At 64.9% G+C, this 18,277-nt stretch carries 17 protein-coding genes and 1 pseudogene; 15 read left to right on the top strand and 3 right to left on the bottom strand.

What is annotated here, in order from left to right; translation table 11 throughout:
• Positions 1-88: 88 nt before the first annotated feature.
• Positions 89-1,855 carry an aspartate--tRNA ligase gene (gene aspS, locus AB5Y64_RS15880; protein ID WP_045525291.1) on the bottom strand — a complete coding sequence of 589 codons (1,767 nt, stop codon included), beginning with the start codon at positions 1,853-1,855 and terminating at the stop codon, positions 89-91.
• A 428-nt stretch (positions 1,856-2,283) separates the two neighbouring features.
• On the opposite strand from aspS, the pseudogene AB5Y64_RS15875 reads away from it, so the two are divergent.
• From AB5Y64_RS15875 to AB5Y64_RS15840, 8 genes and pseudogenes are all read left to right on the top strand, one after another.
• A pseudogene (locus tag AB5Y64_RS15875) lies at positions 2,284-2,950 on the top strand (DUF72 domain-containing protein).
• A 333-nt stretch (positions 2,951-3,283) separates the two neighbouring features.
• Entirely contained in the window at positions 3,284-4,021 is a 738-nt protein-coding gene (gene cmoA / locus AB5Y64_RS15870) for a carboxy-S-adenosyl-L-methionine synthase CmoA (protein WP_010674091.1), read from the top strand.
• Between the two features lie 3 nt (positions 4,022-4,024).
• The gene (gene cmoB, locus AB5Y64_RS15865) at positions 4,025-5,002 is read left to right on the top strand and encodes a tRNA 5-methoxyuridine(34)/uridine 5-oxyacetic acid(34) synthase CmoB (protein ID WP_124244833.1); all 978 of its coding nucleotides are present in this window, start codon (positions 4,025-4,027) and stop codon (positions 5,000-5,002) included.
• Between the two features lie 82 nt (positions 5,003-5,084).
• Positions 5,085-5,843 (top strand): ATP-dependent zinc protease, encoded by a 759-nt coding sequence (locus tag AB5Y64_RS15860; protein WP_010674089.1) that lies wholly within the window; start codon positions 5,085-5,087, stop codon positions 5,841-5,843.
• A gap of 3 nt (positions 5,844-5,846) precedes the next feature.
• Positions 5,847-7,385, top strand: a complete 1,539-nt coding sequence (locus AB5Y64_RS15855; RefSeq protein ID WP_010674088.1) for an inactive transglutaminase family protein — start codon at positions 5,847-5,849, stop codon at positions 7,383-7,385.
• Positions 7,386-7,388: 3 nt separating this feature from the next.
• Positions 7,389-8,354 (top strand): alpha-L-glutamate ligase-like protein, encoded by a 966-nt coding sequence (locus tag AB5Y64_RS15850; RefSeq protein WP_010674087.1) that lies wholly within the window; start codon positions 7,389-7,391, stop codon positions 8,352-8,354.
• 297 nt (positions 8,355-8,651) lie between these two features.
• On the top strand, positions 8,652-9,566 hold the full coding sequence (locus AB5Y64_RS15845) for a hydrogen peroxide-inducible genes activator (RefSeq protein ID WP_010674086.1): 915 nt from the start codon (positions 8,652-8,654) through the stop codon (positions 9,564-9,566).
• 106 nt (positions 9,567-9,672) lie between these two features.
• Complete coding sequence (locus tag AB5Y64_RS15840; RefSeq protein WP_029314241.1) at positions 9,673-10,122, top strand: C40 family peptidase; 450 nt, start codon at positions 9,673-9,675, stop codon at positions 10,120-10,122.
• Positions 10,123-10,176: 54 nt separating this feature from the next.
• Here the strand turns inward: AB5Y64_RS15840 and AB5Y64_RS15835 are convergent, their stop codons facing one another.
• The gene (locus AB5Y64_RS15835) at positions 10,177-10,470 is read right to left on the bottom strand and encodes a hypothetical protein (RefSeq protein WP_010674084.1); all 294 of its coding nucleotides are present in this window, start codon (positions 10,468-10,470) and stop codon (positions 10,177-10,179) included.
• Positions 10,471-10,682: 212 nt separating this feature from the next.
• On the opposite strand from AB5Y64_RS15835, the gene AB5Y64_RS15830 reads away from it, so the two are divergent.
• The 4 genes from AB5Y64_RS15830 to AB5Y64_RS15815 are packed head-to-tail and all read left to right on the top strand — an operon-like array spanning position 10,683 to position 14,430.
• Positions 10,683-12,113, top strand: a complete 1,431-nt coding sequence (locus tag AB5Y64_RS15830) for a coniferyl aldehyde dehydrogenase (protein ID WP_103243444.1) — start codon at positions 10,683-10,685, stop codon at positions 12,111-12,113.
• Positions 12,114-12,121: 8 nt separating this feature from the next.
• Positions 12,122-12,712 (top strand): TetR/AcrR family transcriptional regulator, encoded by a 591-nt coding sequence (locus AB5Y64_RS15825; protein ID WP_043155215.1) that lies wholly within the window; start codon positions 12,122-12,124, stop codon positions 12,710-12,712.
• The gene (locus tag AB5Y64_RS15820) at positions 12,702-13,229 is read left to right on the top strand and encodes a hypothetical protein (protein WP_041212703.1); all 528 of its coding nucleotides are present in this window, start codon (positions 12,702-12,704) and stop codon (positions 13,227-13,229) included. The genes AB5Y64_RS15825 and AB5Y64_RS15820 overlap by 11 nt, the downstream gene beginning before the upstream one ends.
• 16 nt (positions 13,230-13,245) lie before the next feature.
• Entirely contained in the window at positions 13,246-14,430 is a 1,185-nt protein-coding gene (locus AB5Y64_RS15815; protein WP_111896656.1) for an iron-containing alcohol dehydrogenase, read from the top strand.
• Between the two features lie 14 nt (positions 14,431-14,444).
• Here AB5Y64_RS15815 and cysM read toward each other — a convergent pair whose 3' ends face one another.
• Positions 14,445-15,335, bottom strand: coding sequence for a cysteine synthase CysM (cysM, locus tag AB5Y64_RS15810; protein ID WP_039039854.1), 891 nt, complete (start codon positions 15,333-15,335; stop codon positions 14,445-14,447).
• Between the two features lie 154 nt (positions 15,336-15,489).
• Between cysM and AB5Y64_RS15805 the strand changes: the two genes are divergently transcribed.
• From AB5Y64_RS15805 to AB5Y64_RS15795, 3 genes are all read left to right on the top strand, one after another.
• On the top strand, positions 15,490-15,747 hold the full coding sequence (locus AB5Y64_RS15805; protein ID WP_041212700.1) for a GNAT family N-acetyltransferase: 258 nt from the start codon (positions 15,490-15,492) through the stop codon (positions 15,745-15,747).
• Complete coding sequence (locus AB5Y64_RS15800) at positions 15,737-16,321, top strand: nucleotidyltransferase family protein (protein ID WP_368204210.1); 585 nt, start codon at positions 15,737-15,739, stop codon at positions 16,319-16,321. Before AB5Y64_RS15805 ends, AB5Y64_RS15800 begins: the two co-directional genes overlap by 11 nt.
• A 70-nt stretch (positions 16,322-16,391) precedes the next feature.
• Positions 16,392-18,215 carry a SulP family inorganic anion transporter gene (locus tag AB5Y64_RS15795; protein WP_039039857.1) on the top strand — a complete coding sequence of 608 codons (1,824 nt, stop codon included), beginning with the start codon at positions 16,392-16,394 and terminating at the stop codon, positions 18,213-18,215.
• Positions 18,216-18,277: the final 62 nt, after the last annotated feature.

Here is an 18,277-nt window from a genome sequence, read left to right as displayed (position 1 = left end):
TTATAGTTGGAAATTTCAGTAACACTGGTTGCGCCCAGGGGGAAACGGGAAAGGCCGCATCGCTGCGGCCTTTGTTGCCGATAACGGCTTATTCGTCACCCTTGACGGTGGTCGCAATCGCCAGCTCGCCCAGTTGGGCCGGGTTGGCAAAGCTCGGGGCGTCTGTCATCAGACAGGCGGCCGCCGTGGTTTTCGGGAAGGCGATGACATCCCGGATGTTGTCGGTGCCGGTCAGCAGCATGCTGAGGCGGTCCAGACCGAAGGCCAGGCCGGCGTGGGGCGGGGTGCCGTATTTCAGGGCATCCAGCAGGAAGCCGAACTTCAGGCGCTGCTCGTCCGGGGTGATCCCCAGGATGTCGAACACGGTGGACTGCATCTCGCTGTTGTGGATACGCACAGAGCCGCCACCCACTTCGTAACCGTTGATCACCATGTCGTAGGCGTTGGCGTAAGCGCCCACCGGGTTCGCTTTCAGCTCGGCCGGGCCCAGGTTGCTCGGGGCGGTGAAGGGGTGGTGCATGGCCGCCAGGCCGCCTTCGCCATCTTCTTCGAACATGGGGAAGTCGATGACCCACAGGGGCTTCCAGACGTTCTCCACCAGACCCAGATCGCGGCCCACCTTCAGGCGCAGGGCGCCCATGGCATCGCACACCACTTTCTTGGAGTCGGCGCCGAAGAAGATGATGTCGCCATCCATCGCGCCGGTGCGGGCCAGGATCTCGCGCACGATGGCGTCAGAGAGGAACTTGGCCACCGGGGACTGCACCCCTTCGAGGCCGCTCCCGGCTTCGTTGACCTTCATCCAGGCCAGGCCCTTGGCACCGTAGATGCCGACGAACTTGGTGTACTCGTCGATCTGCTTGCGAGACAGCTCCGCGCCGCCCGGTACCTTCAGGGCCGCCACACGGCCTTTCGGATCCTTGGCAGGACCGGCGAACACGGCGAACTCCACCTCGGTCAAGAGATCTGCCACGTCCACCAGCTCCATCGGCAGGCGCAGGTCCGGCTTGTCGGAGCCGAAGCGGCGCATGGCTTCGTCGAAGGTCATGATGGGGAAGTCACCCAGGTCCACGTTCAGGATGTGCAGCCAGAGCTTGCGGATCATCTCTTCCATGATTTCACGCACCTGGGGCGCGGTCATGAAGGAGGTCTCCACGTCGATCTGGGTGAATTCCGGCTGGCGGTCGGCACGCAGGTCTTCGTCGCGGAAGCACTTGACGATCTGGTAGTAGCGGTCGAAGCCGGACATCATCAGCAACTGCTTGAACAGCTGGGGGGACTGCGGCAGGGCGTAGAACTTGCCCTTGTGCACGCGGCTCGGCACCAGGTAGTCACGGGCCCCTTCCGGGGTCGCCTTGGTCAGCATCGGGGTCTCGATGTCGAGGAAGCCGTGCTCGTCCATGAAGCGGCGCACGAAGGCACTGGCCTTGGCACGGGTCTTCAGGTACTTGGCCATCTCGGGACGACGCAGGTCCAGGTAGCGGTACTTGAGGCTCACCTCTTCGCTGTTGACCTGGTTGAAGTCAAGGGGCAGCGGCTCGGCACGGTTGATGATGGTCAGCTCGTGGGCGAACACCTCGATGGCACCGGTGGCCATGTCGCTGTTGCGCTGGGAGTCGGGGCGGGTACGCACCACGCCGGTCACCTGGATGCAGAACTCGCCGCGCAGCTCGGAGGCCAGGGCAAAGGCGTCCGGCTTGTCCGGATCGAAGAACACCTGCACGATGCCCTCGCGGTCGCGCATGTCGATAAAGATGAGGCCGCCGAGATCACGACGACGATGGACCCAACCGCACAATGTAATGGTCTGCCCGGCATGGGCCTCATTGACCTGTCCGCAATAGATAGAGCGCATGGACTTCTTCCTTCGAAATGGTAGAGAGACGGTTCATCCTGGGTCGCCGGGCACGACTGGCAAGCACCGTCTGTCTCACAGCTGGCCAGATCCTGCTTCTTGCCCGGTTTGAAATCTGTCTCGGGTCATCCGGCTCCCCGAGCCGGATTCTTGCCGCCGTCCCAGGCATGCCCCCGCTCCCGACCGGGATGACGAGTGGGCGCCGGGGTATCGGCTGGCGTCGTTGTCTGGCCACTGCCGGGCCGCGATCATCGTCACCCGGGGGCTCGGTCGCGCGCATTACGACAATGTGGCAAACAAAAGGGTTGGCATTATAGAGGAAAACCTCCATTTGGGTAAAATGGCCCGCAGCCCCCTTTACCCTGTTTTTTGTTGTTCTGGCGCAAAAAGGAGGGCAAAAGTGCGCCAACCTGCCGACAGGAACCATCATGAGCCTCTATTTGGGCCTGCCCCAGTGGTCACACCCGGCCTGGCCCGGCCAGTTGCTGGGGATGAATGCCAGGCCCGCCGAGCACCTCGCCGACTATGCCCGGGTGTTCAACTCCGTGGAGGGCAACACCACCTTCTACGCCTCGCCAACCCCGGAGACGGTGCAGCGCTGGGCCGATGCGGTCCCCGACCACTTTCGCTTCAGCTTCAAGTTTCCCAAGGAGATCAGCCACCAGAGCGATCTGGTGAGCGCGGACAAACAGGTGACGGCCTTCATCCGCCTGCTGGCCCCCCTGCATGACAAGCTGGGGCTGCTCAAGCTGCAACTGCCCGCTCTTCTCGGTGCCCGCCACCACGGCCGCCATGATCGATGCCCAGGGCAAGAAACCCAGGTTGCCGGTCCATCTGCTGGCCACGGGGGGTGCCCCGGTGGTGCGCCTGATTGGTTTGCCTCAAATCGAGGACAATCATCCATTTTTGCCACCATGGTTGCCACATTGGAAACAATGGCTCCAGGAGGGCAAGGATCTCTACCTCTTTGTTCACACCGCCGACAATGCCCGGGCCCCCGAACTCGCACGGCAGATCAGCCGCCTGCTCGGCCAGGAGATGGCCCCCTGGCCGGGAGAAAACGATCGCGCCCGCCAGGGGGTGCTGCCCTTTTGAGCGGCCCCCTCCCCGCCCCTTCTCCATCCCCAAAAAAAGCCGCTTTTTTTGTGGTCCCACCGGGGTTGGCGTCAAGACAAACGCCCGCCTTTCCTCTACACTAGCGCCCCAAGTAAGGTCCCGGGCCTGGGTGCATGGCAATGCGTTGCCCACCCCAGCCCGGCACCCTGAGGGCCCGGACCATGGCCCGTTGCGAACAGGGGCAGCCCGAAGGATCCCGGAGCAAGCCACCCCGTTCGTCAACCGGTGACGACGCCATTTCGATGCCCGTCCACCCAAGATTCAATTGAATAAAACAGCCGCCCACCACACCGGCTGTCAGGTTGCGTCAGCATGCACGATCAGATTTTTGCCGCCCCCATTGCCCGTCTGGGAGACTTCTGCTTTGACGAGCAGGTCGTCGACGTCTTCCCCGACATGATCCAGCGCTCGGTGCCCGGTTACAGCAACATCATCTCCGCCATCGGCATGATGGCCGCCCGCTACGCCCAGCCCCAGAGCCGCCTCTACGATCTCGGCTGCTCCCTCGGCGCCGCGACCCAGGCCATGCGCCGCCACGTCACCCAGCCCGGCTGCCAGATCACGGCGGTGGATCTCTCCCACCCCATGATCGAGCGGGCCCGCGCTCACCTCTCGGGCTTCAAGTCCGAGGTGCCGGTGGAGCTGGTGGAGGCGGACATCTGCGACATCCCCATCGAGAACGCCTCCGTAGTGGTGCTCAACTTCACCCTGCAGTTCGTCGCCCCCGAGAAGCGGGCCGCCCTCATCGCGCGCATCTTTGACGGCCTGCGCCCCGGCGGCATCCTCATCCTGAGCGAGAAGTTCCGCTTCGATGACGAGCAGGTCAACGAGCTGCTCATCGACTTGCACCTCGACTTCAAGCGGGCCAACGGCTACAGCGAGCTGGAAATCAGCCAGAAGCGCACCGCCCTTGAGAACGTGATGCGCACCGACACCCTGGCGGTCCATCAGGCGCGCCTGCGGGACGCCGGCTTCACCCACCTGGACCTCTGGTTCCAGTGCTTCAACTTCGGCTCCATGATTGCCATCAAAGCCAGCGACACCAACTAAGCCATGATCGATTTCGCCCATTTTTATCAACTGATCGCCAAGAACAGGTTGAGCCACTGGCTGCACACCCTGCCCGCCCAGCTGCACGCCTGGCAGCACGACAACCTGCACGGGGATCTGCCGCGCTGGAACCGCGCCCTCGCCAAGCTGCCCGTCGTGGCCCCCGGCCGGATCGAGCTCAAAGAGCGGGTCGCCATCGGCGGCTCCGATAGCCTGGGAGAGGGTGAGCGCAAGAAGACCGAGAGCCTGTTGCGCCAGCTCATGCCCTGGCGCAAGGGCCCCTTCCATGTGCACGGCATCCACATCGACACCGAGTGGCGCTCCGACTGGAAGTGGGATCGGGTGCTGCCCCACATCAGCCCGCTCCAGGGCCGCTACGTGCTGGACGTGGGCTGCGGCAGCGGCTACCACCTCTGGCGCATGGTGGGGGAAGGGGCGAAACTGGCGGTCGGCATCGACCCGAGCCCGCTGTTCCTCTGCCAGTTCGAAGCCATTCGCCACTTCATGGACAACGACCAGCGCGCCCACCTGCTGCCGCTCGGTATCCAGGAGCTGCCGGAGCTGCGCGCCTTTGACACCGTCTTCTCCATGGGGGTGCTCTATCATCGCAAGTCCCCCATCGAGCACATCGAGCAGTTGCGCAACCAGCTCAAAGACGATGGGGAGCTGGTGCTCGAGACCCTGGTGGTGGACGGCGACGAAAACCAGGTGCTGATGCCCTCCGATCGCTACGGCAAGATGCGCAACGTCTGGTTCCTCCCCTCGAGCGCGGCCCTCACACGCTGGGTCGAGCGCTGCGGGTTCACCGATGTGCGCATCGTCGACGAGAATATGACCAGCACCGACGAACAGCGTCGTACCGACTGGATGATTAACGAGTCCCTGAGTGACTATCTGGATCCACACAATCCTGCACTCACGGTCGAAGGATACCCGGCACCCAAACGTGCCGTACTGATCGCCAGAAAGGCCAAAGACTAGCCGATGGCGGCTGTGGAAGTTACACTGACCCAATTCCAGGAAGCACAGTTAAATGAATGACATGAAAAGCAAATTAAAAGGAATGACCCTGCTCTCCCTGCTCAGTCTCGGCGGGTGTGTCAGTATGGAAAAAGCCCCCCCGGCCCCGACCCTGACGCTGGCCGAGCTGCGCAACGAGATCTCGTTGAGCGAGCAACGTCTGCAAACATCCATGGAACAGCAACAGAAGCAGTATGTGCAGCAACAGCACCTGCTGGTTCAGCTCAACACCGATGTCACCAACATGAAAGAGTCCGTGAAGAAAGTCGACAGCAAGCTGGCTACCCTGCCTCCCGAGCCGCCCAAGGCCATGCCCATTCCCACCGAGAAGTGCCCGGCGCCGAGCCAGGGCCACACCGTCGATGGCAAGCTGCTGGTGGGTGAAGCGGAGTGGATCTGGGTTGACGCCGCCAACGACGCCTTCCAGGCCCGGGTCGACACCGGCGCCACCACCTCCTCCATCAGCGCCCAGGAGATCACCATCTTCGAGCGCAACGGCAAGAACTGGGTGCGCTTCTTCCTGAGCCACCAGGAGATGGACGACAAGATCCAGATTGAAGCGCCCCTGGTGCGTCACGTGCGGGTCCGTCAGGCTTCCGCCGACGATCTCGACCGTCGCCCCGTGGTCCGCCTCGCCGTGCGCATCGGCGACATGACCGAGAAGGCCGAATTTACCCTGAAGGACCGCAGCGACATGACCTTCCCCGTGCTGCTGGGCCGTGAATTCCTCAAAGACATCGCCGTGGTCGACGTGGCCCGCGAATATATCCAACCCAAACCCAAGCTCAAGGATGTGAAATAATCCATGGTTTCCCGTAAGCCGTTCTATCTGCTGGTCGCCCTGCTCTACATCGTCGGCCTGGGGATGACCTTCTATCATCACATCGCGCTGGACGTCCCGCTCACGCCGGGTGAAAAGCGCCAGATCTGGTCCATCGAAGCCAAGCTCGAGTTCGAGGCCACCGGCGAGCCGGTGATCGCCTCCCTGGCCATTCCGGGCACCCAGCCCGGCTTCACCCTGATGAACGAGAACGCCGCGAGCCCGGGCTATGGCCTGTCGTTCGTGGAAAAAGACGGGGATGCCCGCGCCGAGTGGTCCATCCGCACCGCCTCCGGCCGTCAGGAGCTCTACTACCGGGTCGACATGATGGCCGATGCCCATGCCAAGCCCGCCGCCAACCCGCAGCCGCCCGCCATCGAGAAGCAGATCGAGAGCGAGCCCTACGCCACGGCCATGAAGCAGATCCTGGAGCGCGCCCAGGAGCGCTCCGCCGACGGCTACACCCTGACCCGCGAGATCATCAAGGAGATCGAGAAGCAGGAACAGAACGCCGAGCTGCTCAAGTCCCACAAGAGCCGCGCCAATCTGATTGCCGAGCTGCTCAACAACGCGGACGTCCCGGCCCGGGTGGTTCACGCCCTCAGTCTGGAAGATGGCCGCCGCCGTCAGGAGCTGGTGGATTACCTGCAGGTCTTCAACAGCCCGACCGACTACAAGCTGTTCAACCCGCAAAGCGGTGAACAGGGTCAACCGGCCAACCTGCTGCTGTGGGAGTACAACTCCGGCGCCCTCCTGGACGTCACCGGCGGTCACAACTCCCGCGTCACCTTCTCGATGATCGAGCAGGAGCAACCGGTCAACGTGGCCCTGGCCCAGAAGTTCGAAAAATCCGAGATGATGAACTTCTCCATCCACAGCCTGCCCCTGGAAGAGCAAGCCCTGTTCAAGGGTCTGCTGCTCATCCCCATCGGCGTGCTGATGGTGGTGTTCCTGCGGGTCATCGTGGGGATCAAGACCTCCGGCACCTTCATGCCGGTGCTGATCGCGGTCGCCTTCATCCAGACCTCGCTGGTCACCGGCCTCATCGGCTTCCTGCTGATCGTCGGCACCGGCCTGGTGATCCGTTCCTACCTCTCGAGGCTGAACCTGCTGCTGGTCGCCCGAATATCGGCGATCATCATCATGGTGATCTCGATGATCGGCATCTTCTCGGCGTTCGCCTTCAAGCTGGGGTTGACCGACGGCATGAAGATCACCTTCTTCCCGATGATCATCCTCTCCTGGACCATCGAGCGCATGTCCATCCTGTGGGAAGAAGAGGGTCCCAAAGAGGTGTTCCGCCAGGGCGGCGGCTCCCTGCTGGTGGCGGTCATCGCCTACCTGGCCATGGACAACGAGCTCATTCGTCACCTCACCTTCAACTTCCTCGGCCTGCAGCTGGTGCTGATGGCGACCGTGCTGTTGATGGGTAACTACACCGGCTACAAGCTGAGCGAGCTCAAGCGCTTCAAGCCGCTGGTGGACGAGATGAAGTCTGGTGCCACCCCGGGTAAGGACAAGTAACAGATGTGGTTCTGGCAGAAATACACCAGTCCGTGGAGCCTGTCCCAGGCAGGCATCCTCGGCATGAACAAGCGCAACCACTCCTACATCAGCCGCTACAACCCGCGCCGCCTCTATCCGCTGGTGGATGACAAGCTCAAGACCAAGCGCATCGCGCTGGATGCGGGGGTGACGGTGCCTGAACTCATCGGCACCATCCGCGAGCAGCACGACGTGACTCGCATCACCGCGCTGGTGAAGGACTGGCCGGGCTTCTGCATCAAGCCGGCCCGCGGCTCCGGCGGCAAGGGGATCCTGGTGATCCTGCGCCAGGAGGATGGCCTCTTCTACAAGCCCAACGGCAGCGCCGCCAACGGCCAGGATCTGGAGCGCCATGTCTCCAACATCCTGGCGGGGCTCTATTCCCTCGGCGGCAAGCCCGACGTGGCGCTGGTGGAAGGGCTCATCAACTTCGACGACGTGTTCGACGGCTACTCCTTCGAAGGGGTCCCCGATGCCCGGGTGATCATCTTCAAGGGGTTCCCGGTGATGGCCATGATGCGCCTCTCCACCTCGGCTTCCGATGGCAAGGCGAACCTGCACCAGGGCGCCGTGGGGGTGGGCCTGTGCCTGCGCACCGGCCGCGCCCTGCGGGCGGTGCAGTTTGGCAACCCGCTGCGCCACCACCCGGACACCGGCCTGGATCTCTACGATCTGAAGGTGCCTCACTGGGACACCCTGCTCAACCTGGCGGCCTCCTGCTACGAGATGTCCGGTCTTGGCTACATCGGGACCGACATGGTGCTGGACAAGTTCCGCGGCCCCATGCTGCTGGAGCTCAACGCCCGTCCGGGCCTTGCCATCCAGATCGCCAACGGTCGCGGCCTGGTGCCCAACCTCAAGACCATCGAGAAGCTGGGTCAGGTCAAGATGAACGTGGAGCAGCGGGTCAACTTCGCCAAGGATCACTTCGGTATCTTCGACGAATAGTCCGCCCCCCTTCTGCAAAAACGCGCCCACCGGCGCGTTTTTTTATGGCCGCTCCTGCGCGCAGGGCGCCTCGCCCGAAGGCCGATCCCCGTCACATCCCATGGCGGCGCCCCTTCAATGGCGCGGCACAAGGGGATAAGCTCCTGACCAATGAGGGGTGACCAGCTCATCGGCGCAGGCCACCCCATGTGCGTGAGGCAGTGCGCCTGCCAGGGGGCACCGATTTGTCGACGACAACGGGGCTTCTCGATGGTAGATTAATCAAATCAAATAGATAGCATCGATCGGGTTTCTCCTATGCAACGTTGGCCCAGCCTGAAGCAGCTCCAGTATCTGGTCGCTCTGGACGAGCACAAGAATTTCAACCGCGCCGCCAAGGCCTGCCATGTCAGCCAGTCGACCCTGAGTACCGGGATCCAGACCCTGGAGGACATGATGAACCTGCAACTGGTAGAGCGGGATCACAAGAGCTTCATCATGACGCCGGTCGGCATGGAAATCGTGGCGCGGGCGCGCAACCTGCTCTCCGATGCCCGGGACCTGATGGAGCTGGGGCAGCAGCAGGGGGGCGTCATGCACGGCACGGTGCGCCTGGGCTGCATCCCCACCATCGCCCCCTTCCTGCTGAGCAAGCTGCTGCAGGTGTGCGGTAAGGCCTATCCGGATCTGGAGCTGCTGCTGCGGGAAGACACCACCACCAATCTGCTCAAGCAGCTGGAGCAGGGGCAGCTCGATCTGCTGATCCTGGCGCTGCCGGTGGAGATCGGCGGCTTCCACAGCAAAACCGTCGGCCAGGATCCCTTCCACATGGTGATGCCCTCCCACATGGCTGCGGGCCTGCACATGCCGTTCGACTACAAGGAGCTGCCCAACCAGAGCATCTTCCTGCTGGAGCGGGAGCACTGCCTGACGGAGCACGCGGTGAGCGCCTGTCGGCTGCGGGACAAGAGCAAGATCAACCCGTTCGCCGCCACCAGCCTGCACACCCTGGTGCAGATGGTGGGGGCCGGTCTTGGCACCACCTTCCTGCCCCAGATGGCCATAGATGCGGGCATCCTCGACAACACGGACCTGGTGGCCATCCCCCTGCCCGGGGAGAAACCCTATCGGGAGATAGGCCTGGTGTGGCGCCCCAGCACCACGCGGGTGCAGACCTTCTACAAGATTGCCGAGTTGCTGACGCCGCTCATTACCCCCAAACCGGCGGGGTGATCCAGTGGTTGCCCCCACAGGCGGCCACTCGTCAATGCCGTTGTCATTCAGGTTCCAGGCAGGATCATCGTCTATGATGAACCCCGTGCCCTATCAAGGAGTTGAGATGTTTCGCACCTTGCTGCTGCCCCTGCTGGCCCTGCTTCTCGCCGCCTGCTCCAGCACGCCGGAGCCTCCCCCTCCCGTGCGCCAGAGCGGCGCATTCGACAACTTCTATCAGCAGTGGCGCGGCGTGCCCTATCGCATGGGCGGTACCAGCCGCGCCGGTCTCGACTGCTCCGCCTTCACCCAGCTCGCCTACAGCCAGGTCCTGGGCTTCACCCTGCCCCGCACCACGGAATCCCAGGCGAGCCTCGGCCGCCCGGTGGACAGATACCGTCTCCAGCACGGGGACCTGGTCTTCTTCAAGACCGGCTGGCAGCAGTACCACGTCGGGGTCTACACCGGGGCAGGTGAGTTCATCCACGCCTCCACCAGCAAGGGCGTGATCCGCTCGCGCCTCGACAACGTCTACTGGAACAGCCGCTACTGGCAGGCCCGCAGGCTGGTCCAGTAGGTGTGACCCCCAACATGAAAAGGCCCCGAGGGGCCTTTTCATGTTGTTGTCGGGTCAGTGCTTGCGGTGCCAGCGGGGCGAGGTGGCACGCTCCCCCCAGGGGGTCATGCAGGGCAGCAGGGCCCCCTCGATGACGCCCTCATGGCTCGCCAGCGCCAGGGCAATCTTTTCGTGGAGCAGGCGCAGCAGGTTCTTCTCCTGGCCCGCCAGGGAGTGGCCTGCGGCGAAATACTCCTGCTGATGTTGCAGCGCCAGCTTCTGGGCAAACTCATAGGTATTGAAACTGTCCGGCATGCGCGCGATCACGTCATCCAGCCGGGCCAGCAGGCTATGCAATTCCCTGGTCATGTGCGGTTCTCCCTCCGAGTTGGTGACCCACAATTACCCCTTATTAGATAGAAGACCAATCCAGATACCTCAAAAATGGGAGCCCGGACACAGTTCCGGACAACGCCGCCCACTGGCAGCCACCCTCTGCCCCCGCCCGGTTTACAAGTCGGCAACGAATCGCTAGATTTGGACCGACTAATCAGTCGGTCACTTTTCGTGCGGAGCATGCCATGGACACCACCGTCACCCCCGCCTCACCGGACAAGTTCTCCCTCCCCGAGCAACTGCATCGGCTCAGGCAGGCCAGCCAGGCCACCCCCATGCCGGATCTGGCGTCCCGCCTCGCCAGACTTGATGCCCTCAAGCAGGGGCTGCTGCGCCACAAGCAGGCACTGTGTCAGGCCCTGGCCCGGGACTACGGCCAGCGCAGCGATTACGACAGCCTGATCGCCGATGTGCTCCCCTGCGTCATGCAGATCAACTACACCCTGAAACGGCTCAAGGGGTGGATGAAACCGGAGCGCCGTCATTCCGGCCTGCTGCTGGCCCCCGCCAGGGTCGAGGTGCACTATCAGCCCCTCGGCGTGGTCGGCATCATGGTGCCCTGGAATTTCCCGGTGATGCTGAGCCTCGGGCCCCTCATCGGCGCCCTCGCCGCCGGCAACCGCGCCATGATCAAGCTCTCCGAGTTCACCCCTCACACCAACGCCGTGCTGCGCACCCTGCTCGATGAGGCCCTCGGCGGTGACGAGGTGGTGGTCATCGAGGGGGATGCGGGGATCGCGGCCGCTTTCAGCGCCCTCCCCTTCGACCATCTCATCTTCACCGGCTCCACGGCGGTGGGTCGGCTGGTGATGGCCGCGGCCGCCCCCCAGCTCACCCCCCTCACCCTGGAGCTCGGCGGCAAGAGCCCCTGTCTCATCGCCCCCGACATGCCCCTGGCCCTGGCGGTGGAGCGGATGATCTTCGGCAAGAGCCTCAACGCCGGCCAGATCTGCGTGGCCCCCGACTACGTACTGCTGCCGAGGGGGCAGGAGCAGGCCTTCATCGAGGCCTATCAGGCCCATTTTCGCCGCCTCTACCCCAAAGGGCTCGAGAGCCCGGATTATGGCGCCATCATCAACGCTCCCCAGTACGAGCGGCTCACCGCCTGGCTGGAGGAGGCGAGGCAGGCCGGCGCCCAGATCCACCCCTGCGTCACGCCCGCCCGGGATGACGCCACCCGCAGACTGGTGCCCCACCTGCTGACCGAGGTGCCCGGCCACTGCCAGGTGATGCAGCAGGAGATCTTCGGCCCCCTGCTGCCCCTGGTGCCCTATGACGACATCGAGGAAGCCCTGGCCTATGTGGCGGCCCGGCCCCGCCCCCTGGCGCTCTATCTGATGAGCCTGGACGAGACGCTGCAGCGCCGCCTCATCCGGGAGACCCACGCCGGAGGCATGGCCATCAACGAGAGTCTGTTCCAGGTGGCGGCGGACGATGCCCCCTTCGGCGGCATCGGTCCCTCCGGCATGGGCCACTATCACGGCCGCGAGGGGTTTCTCACCTTCTCCAAGGCCAAGACCGTGCTGCGCCGCGGACGCTTCAGCACAGGCTCCCTCATTCACCCCCCCTATCGGCGCTGGTACCAGCGGCTGATGATGGCCCTGTTCCTGCGCTAGGAGGCGAGATGCGAGAGACCATGACCGACAAACGCCGCCAGATCCTGGATGCCGCCCTGGCCCTGTGCGCGGAGGATGGCCTGCAGGGCGCCGCCACCGCCCGCATCGCCAAGGCGGCCGGGGTGGCCAATGGCACCCTGTTTCATCACTTTCCCAGCAAGGAGGTGCTGATCCAGAGCCTCTACCAGGACATCAAGCTGCGCCTTGGCGCCGCCATCACCGAGGCCGATGCCGCCCTGCCGCTCCAGGAGCAGGCCCGCCACTACTGGCACCAGGCCATGGGCTGGATGCAGGCCCACCCCCGTGAGCTCAGGTTCGTGCTGGGCTTTTTCCACTCCCCCCTGCTGGCCCGCCCCCTGCGCAGCCAGATCCTGGCGGAGACCCTGCATTTTCTGCCGAGCCTGCTCGCCCGGGGCCAGGCCAGCGGCGAGCTGATGTCGGCCCCGCCGGCACTGATGCTGGAGGTGTGCCAGGGCCAGTTTCTGGCCTGCGCCTCCCTCTTTGTCGATCAGCCTGAACTGGGAGAAGACCCCCACTGGCAGGAGAGCGCCTTCGCCCTCTTCTGGTCCGCCATCAGCGGAGGTTCCCATGCGCCCTGACGCCCTGCTTGCCACCGGCAGACGCCTCTGGATTGGCAGCCTGCTCTGGATCATCGGCCGCACTCTGTGCCGCGCCGCCCGGGTCGACGAGGCGGTGCGCCGCGAGCTTGCCCCCCTGCCGGACGGCCTCACCATCAGGCTCGAGGTAAACGGCATGACCCGGGGGCTGAGTCTCTACAAGTTCGCGGGGCGCTGGCACTGCGGTGAGGAGGCTGGCAGGGCGCATTCGACCTGTGCCCATGACGGCCCCCACCCCCTGCGGGTGCGCTTCAAGCACCCCGCCGTCGCCTTTCGCGCCCTCAGTTTTCGCCTCGGCATCAACCAGGCCTTTTGCGAAAACCGGCTGCTGGTGGAGGGGGATCTCGACGCGGCCATGCACCTGGTGCGAGCGCTTGAGCAGTTGCAGAGCCTGATCCTGCCCGCCTTCATCGCGCGGCCCCTGCTTCGCCACTACCCGGACCCGCATCGCAAGCTCGCGCGGGCCTGCCACATCTATCTGGGTCTTCTGACCGGTTGAACACGAGGAGAACGGGATGAGCCGTTATTACGATTTTTTCTGCCCGGTCAAGCTGATGGCGGGGGAGCAGGCACTGGAACAGTTGCCGGATGCCCTGAGGGGATTGGGAGCTGGCCGCCCCTTGCTGCTCACCGACAAGGGGGTCAGCGGCAGCGGGCTCGCCACCCTGCTGGCCGATGTGATGGCCGAAGGGGCGTTGCCGGTCGCCGCCATCTGGGACGAGATCCCGGCGGACTCCTCCACCGCCGTGGTGGAGCGGATCGCCCGCCACTACCGGGAGCTGGGCTGTGACAGCCTGCTGGCCCTTGGCGGCGGCTCCGTCATCGACACCGCCAAGGCGGTGAACATACTGGCGACCCTGGGGGGCGAGCGGCTGCTCGACTATGCCGGAGCGGATTGCCTGACCCGTCCCCTCAACCCCCTGGCGGTGGTCCCCACCACGGCGGGGACCGGCTCCGAAGTGACCCTGGTGGCAGTGATCAAGGATGAAGGGAGCGGGCGCAAGGTGCCCTTCACCTCCCCCTTCCTGCTGCCCCGGCTGGCGGTGCTGGATCCCCGCTTCACCCTGGGGCTGCCGCTGCCCATCACCGCCGCCACCGCCATGGATGCCATGACCCACGCCATCGAGGCCTTCATCGGCAACGGCAAGAACCCGGTCAGTGACGCCCTGGCCCTGATGGCGGTGGAGAAGATTGCCACCGCTCTGCCCAGGGTGCTGGCCCACCCGACAGACAAGGGCCTGCGGCTGCAACTGGCGGAGGGCTCCACCTTGGCGGGCATGGCGTTTTCCAACTCCATGGTGGGGCTGGTGCACGCCCTCGGCCACAGTCTGGGGGCGCGCTGCCACCTGCCCCATGGCCTCTGTATGAACCTCTTCCTGCCCACCGTGCTCGACTACAACCGGCCCGGCATCGACCCCGAGCTCGCCCGCCTGCTGCTGCCCCTGGTGGGGCCGGAGCGCTTTGCCGCGACCCCGGCCGAGGGGAGACCCCAGGCCACCATCGAGGCGTTGCAGGCACTGCGCGATACCCTGTGGCAGACGGTCAAGCTGCCCCGCACCCTGCGGGAGGCGGGCCTCACCGACAAGGCGCTGCTGCCCGGGATCCGGGATCTCGCCATCAACGACGGCGCCCTGCTCTACAACCGCAAGGATGCGGACAGGGAACAGTTGCTGGCCCTGCTGGAGCGGGCCTGGGAGTAACGGACCCTTGCCCGTCAGACATCGGGGGTGAAGACCCCGGTGGAGAGATAGCGATCCCCCCGATCGCAGATGATCGCCACCACCACCCCCTGCCCGATCTCCGCCGCCACCCGCAAGGCCCCGGCCACCGCGCCACCCGAGCTGACACCGCAGCAGATCCCCTCCTCCCGCGCCAGGCGGCGCATCATGACGAGGGACTCTTCCAGTGTCACATCCAGCACCCCATCGACCCGCGCAGGCTCGAAGATGGCGGGCCGGTAGGCCTCGGGCCAGCGGCGAATGCCGGGGATCTGGCTCCCCTCGGCCGGTTGCAGGCCGATCACCGCCACCGCCGGGTTCTGCTCCTTGAGGTAGCGGGAGACCCCCATGATGGTGCCCGTGGTGCCCATGGCCGAGACGAAGTGAGTGACCGCCCCGCCGCTCTGGCGCCAGATCTCGGGGCCGGTGGAGCGGTAGTGGGCATCCGGGTTGGCGGGGTTGTTGAACTGATCGAGCACCAGCCCTTCCCCCCGCGCCTGCATGGCCAGGGCGAGGTCTCGCGCCGCTTCCATGCCCTCTTCCACCAGCACCAGCTCGGCGCCGTAGGCCTGCATGGCGTCGCGCCGCTCCTGGCTCATGTTGCTCGGCATGATGAGCCGCATCCGGTAACCCCGGGACGCCGCCACCATGGCCAGCGCGATGCCGGTATTGCCGGAGGTGGCCTCGATGAGCCGGGCTCCTGGCGCTAAGTGACCACTCGCCTCTGCCTGCCTGATGAGGTTCAGCGCCGCCCTGTCCTTGACGGAGCCGGCGGGGTTGTTGCCCTCCAGCTTCACCAGCAGGGTGACGCCGGGATGCGGATTGATGCGGCGCAGCGCCAGCAGCGGGGTGTTGCCTATCAGCTCGTCCAGGGTGGCGAAGGCCATGACGGATCCATCCTCTCTCAATGTTCTATACCTTGCCTTGCGACCATTCGCAGGCCGGCCAGTGTAAGCGAGCCCGCCATGGGCGCAAAGAATGGCGTTGGCAAACCCTGTCCGCCATGTTCTGATCTTCCCATTCACCCAGAGAGGACTCCCGATGAGCGACATCCTTCACCAGGCCGATCAGCAGCAGTTTGTCTGCACCGTGGACGGCAAGCTCTCCCGCCTTGCCTATCGCCGGCTGGACGCCACCACGGTGGACGCCTACAGCACCCAGGTTCCCCCCGAGCTGCGCGGACAGGGGATTGCCGACAAGCTGGCCCGCCGCTTCTACGACTGGACCCTCTCTGAGGGGCTCACCATAGTGCCGAGCTGCAGCTACATCGACGTCTGGTTGCGCCGCAATGCCGGTTGAAGCCGCGCCGCTGCGGGAGGCGCACCTGCGGGCCTGCACCGAGGCCCTGCTGCGGGCCGATCACCCGCGCATGGATTGCCTCCGGGCTGCGCGGGAGCTGGCCCTGCCCGACTGGGCCCTGGGGGCGGGGTTTGTGCGCAACCTCATCTGGGATCACCTCCATCACAAGGCCGAACCCACCCCGCTCAACGACATCGATCTTATCTATCTGGACAGCGCTGATCCGACTGGATTGAAGGAGGCCGATCACGAAGCCTGGCTCGCCGCCAGGATGCCGGGCCAGTTATGGGAGGTGCGCAACCAGGCCCGCATGCATCTGCGCCAGCAGGTGCCTCCTTTTGCCAGCTCCCTCTCGGCCCTCAGCCACTGGGTGGAGATACCCACCTGCATCGGAGTCCGCCTGTTGGCAGATGATGGGTTCGAGTGGCTGGCCCCCTACGGCTTTGCCCCCAACTGGTCCCTGGTGGTGAGCCCCAATCCGCGCTGTCGCCAGGAGAGCCGTATCTTTAGCGAACGGGTCAGGGCCAAGGAGTGGCAACGCATCTGGCCTGACCTTGTGGTGAACTGGCCATGAGCGGATTGCAAAGGGCCGACGACCTTGGGCACACTAAGAAAAAGATGTTTGTAACTCAATGGGTTAAATAATGCGCGACTTCTTCTCTCTCGAGCGCTGGCTGCCGGGGCTCGCCGCCTTGCTGCAATACCAGCGGGCCTGGCTGATGCCGGATCTTCGCGCTGGCCTCTCGGTCGCGGCCGTGGCCCTGCCCGTGGCCATCGCCTATTCGGAGCTCGCCGGGGTGGGTGCCATCGTCGGCCTCTACTCCTGCATCCTGCCCATGGTGGTGTATGCCCTCTTTGGCACCTCCCGTCAGCTCATCGTCGGTCCGGATGCCGCCACCTGCGCGGTGATCGCCGCCGTGGTAACGCCGCTCGCCGCCGGGGATCCCACCCGTCACTGGCAACTGGTGATGACCATGACCGCCATGACCGGCTTCTGGTGCCTCATCGCCAGCCGCTTCAAGCTGGGGGTGCTGGCAGACTTTCTCTCCCGCCCCATCCTGATGGGGCTGCTCAACGGGGTGGCCATCACCATCATGGTGGGCCAACTCTCCAAGATCTTCGGCTTCACCTTCAGCGAGCGCTACCTGATAGAGCGGATCCTGAACGGCACCAGCTACATTACCCAGACCCATCTGCCCACCCTGGCCATGAGCCTGACCGCTCTGCTCACCTTGCTGCTGGCCAAGCGCTACAGACCGGCCTGGCCCTCCTCCATGGTGGCCATGGTGGTGACGGCGGCCCTGGTGTGGCTGTTCAATCTCGGCCGCGTCGACATCGCCACCCTGGGGACCATCGGCTCGGGGCTGCCCGCCTTCCAGATGCCGGACTTTCCCCCCGGGCTTATCCGTGAGCTGGTGCTGCCCGCCCTCAACCTTGCCATGGTGAGCTTCGTCTCCATGATGCTCACCGCCCGCAGCTTTGCCGCCAAGAATGGCTACGAGATTGATGCGGACAAGGAGTTTAGGGCGCTGGGCATGGCGAACCTGGCCGCCGCCGCCTCCCAGGGGTTTGCCATCAGCGGGGCGGATTCGCGCACCGCGGTGAACGACGCCAACGGCGGCAAAAGCCAGTTGGTCTCCATCATCGCCGCCGCCGTCATCGCCCTGGTCACCTTCTACCTGACGGCGCCGCTGCAATACATTCCCACCGCCGCCCTCGGGGTGGTGCTGGTGATGGCCTCCCTGTCGCTCACGGATTTTCGCGGCCTCTGGGCTCTGCGCGACTCGGACCGCGCCGCCTTCTGGCTCGCCCTGGTGACCTTTGTCAGCGTGCTCACCATGGGGGTCATTCCGGGCATCACCCTCGCGGTGCTGCTGGGGCTGTTCCAGTTCCTGCGCAACGTGATGCGCCCCACCGACCAGCTGCTCGGCATGGACGACGAGGGCGTGGTGCGCACCCTGGGAGACAACGAGCAGGCCAAGGCGATTCCCGGCATCCTGGTCTACCGCTTCAACTCCCCGCTCACCTACTTCAACGCCCCCTACTTCAAGCGGCGGGTGCTGGCGCTCCTGGTGCAGGATCCCCACAATCCCAGGTGCCTGGTGGTGGATGCGGTGGCCTGCTTCACCCATCAGGACATCAGCGTCATGAGCATGGTGGGAGAGCTGCACAAGGAGCTCAAGCGGCGCGGCATCCACATGGTAATGGCCGGTCGGCACGGCCAGATGAGCCAGTGGTTCAAACAGGCGGGGATCCGGGTCGGCGAGGATGGCATCATCCTCTGCCCCGACATGTACCAGGCCCTGCGCATGACCCGCTGCTACCGGGAGCCGGTGTTCCGGGACGACGAGGGGGTGGAGAGCACCACGGATGCCCTGCTCACCCGCTGGCCGCACGATGACGACCTGCCCGACTCGGCGCGCCTCACCCGCCCCAGCGAGCAGGAGGCCGGCGCCACGCCGGTCTGAGAGACATCCCCTGGTCGCAGGCCCCCTCCTCCTGCGACCAGGATTGCACCCCGCCCCCGCTT

The sequence above is a fragment of the Aeromonas sp. R5-1 genome, assembly GCF_040908265.1.
Lineage (GTDB): Bacteria > Pseudomonadota > Gammaproteobacteria > Enterobacterales > Aeromonadaceae > Aeromonas > Aeromonas caviae.
This window is presented reverse-complemented; position numbering and strand designations above follow the sequence as displayed.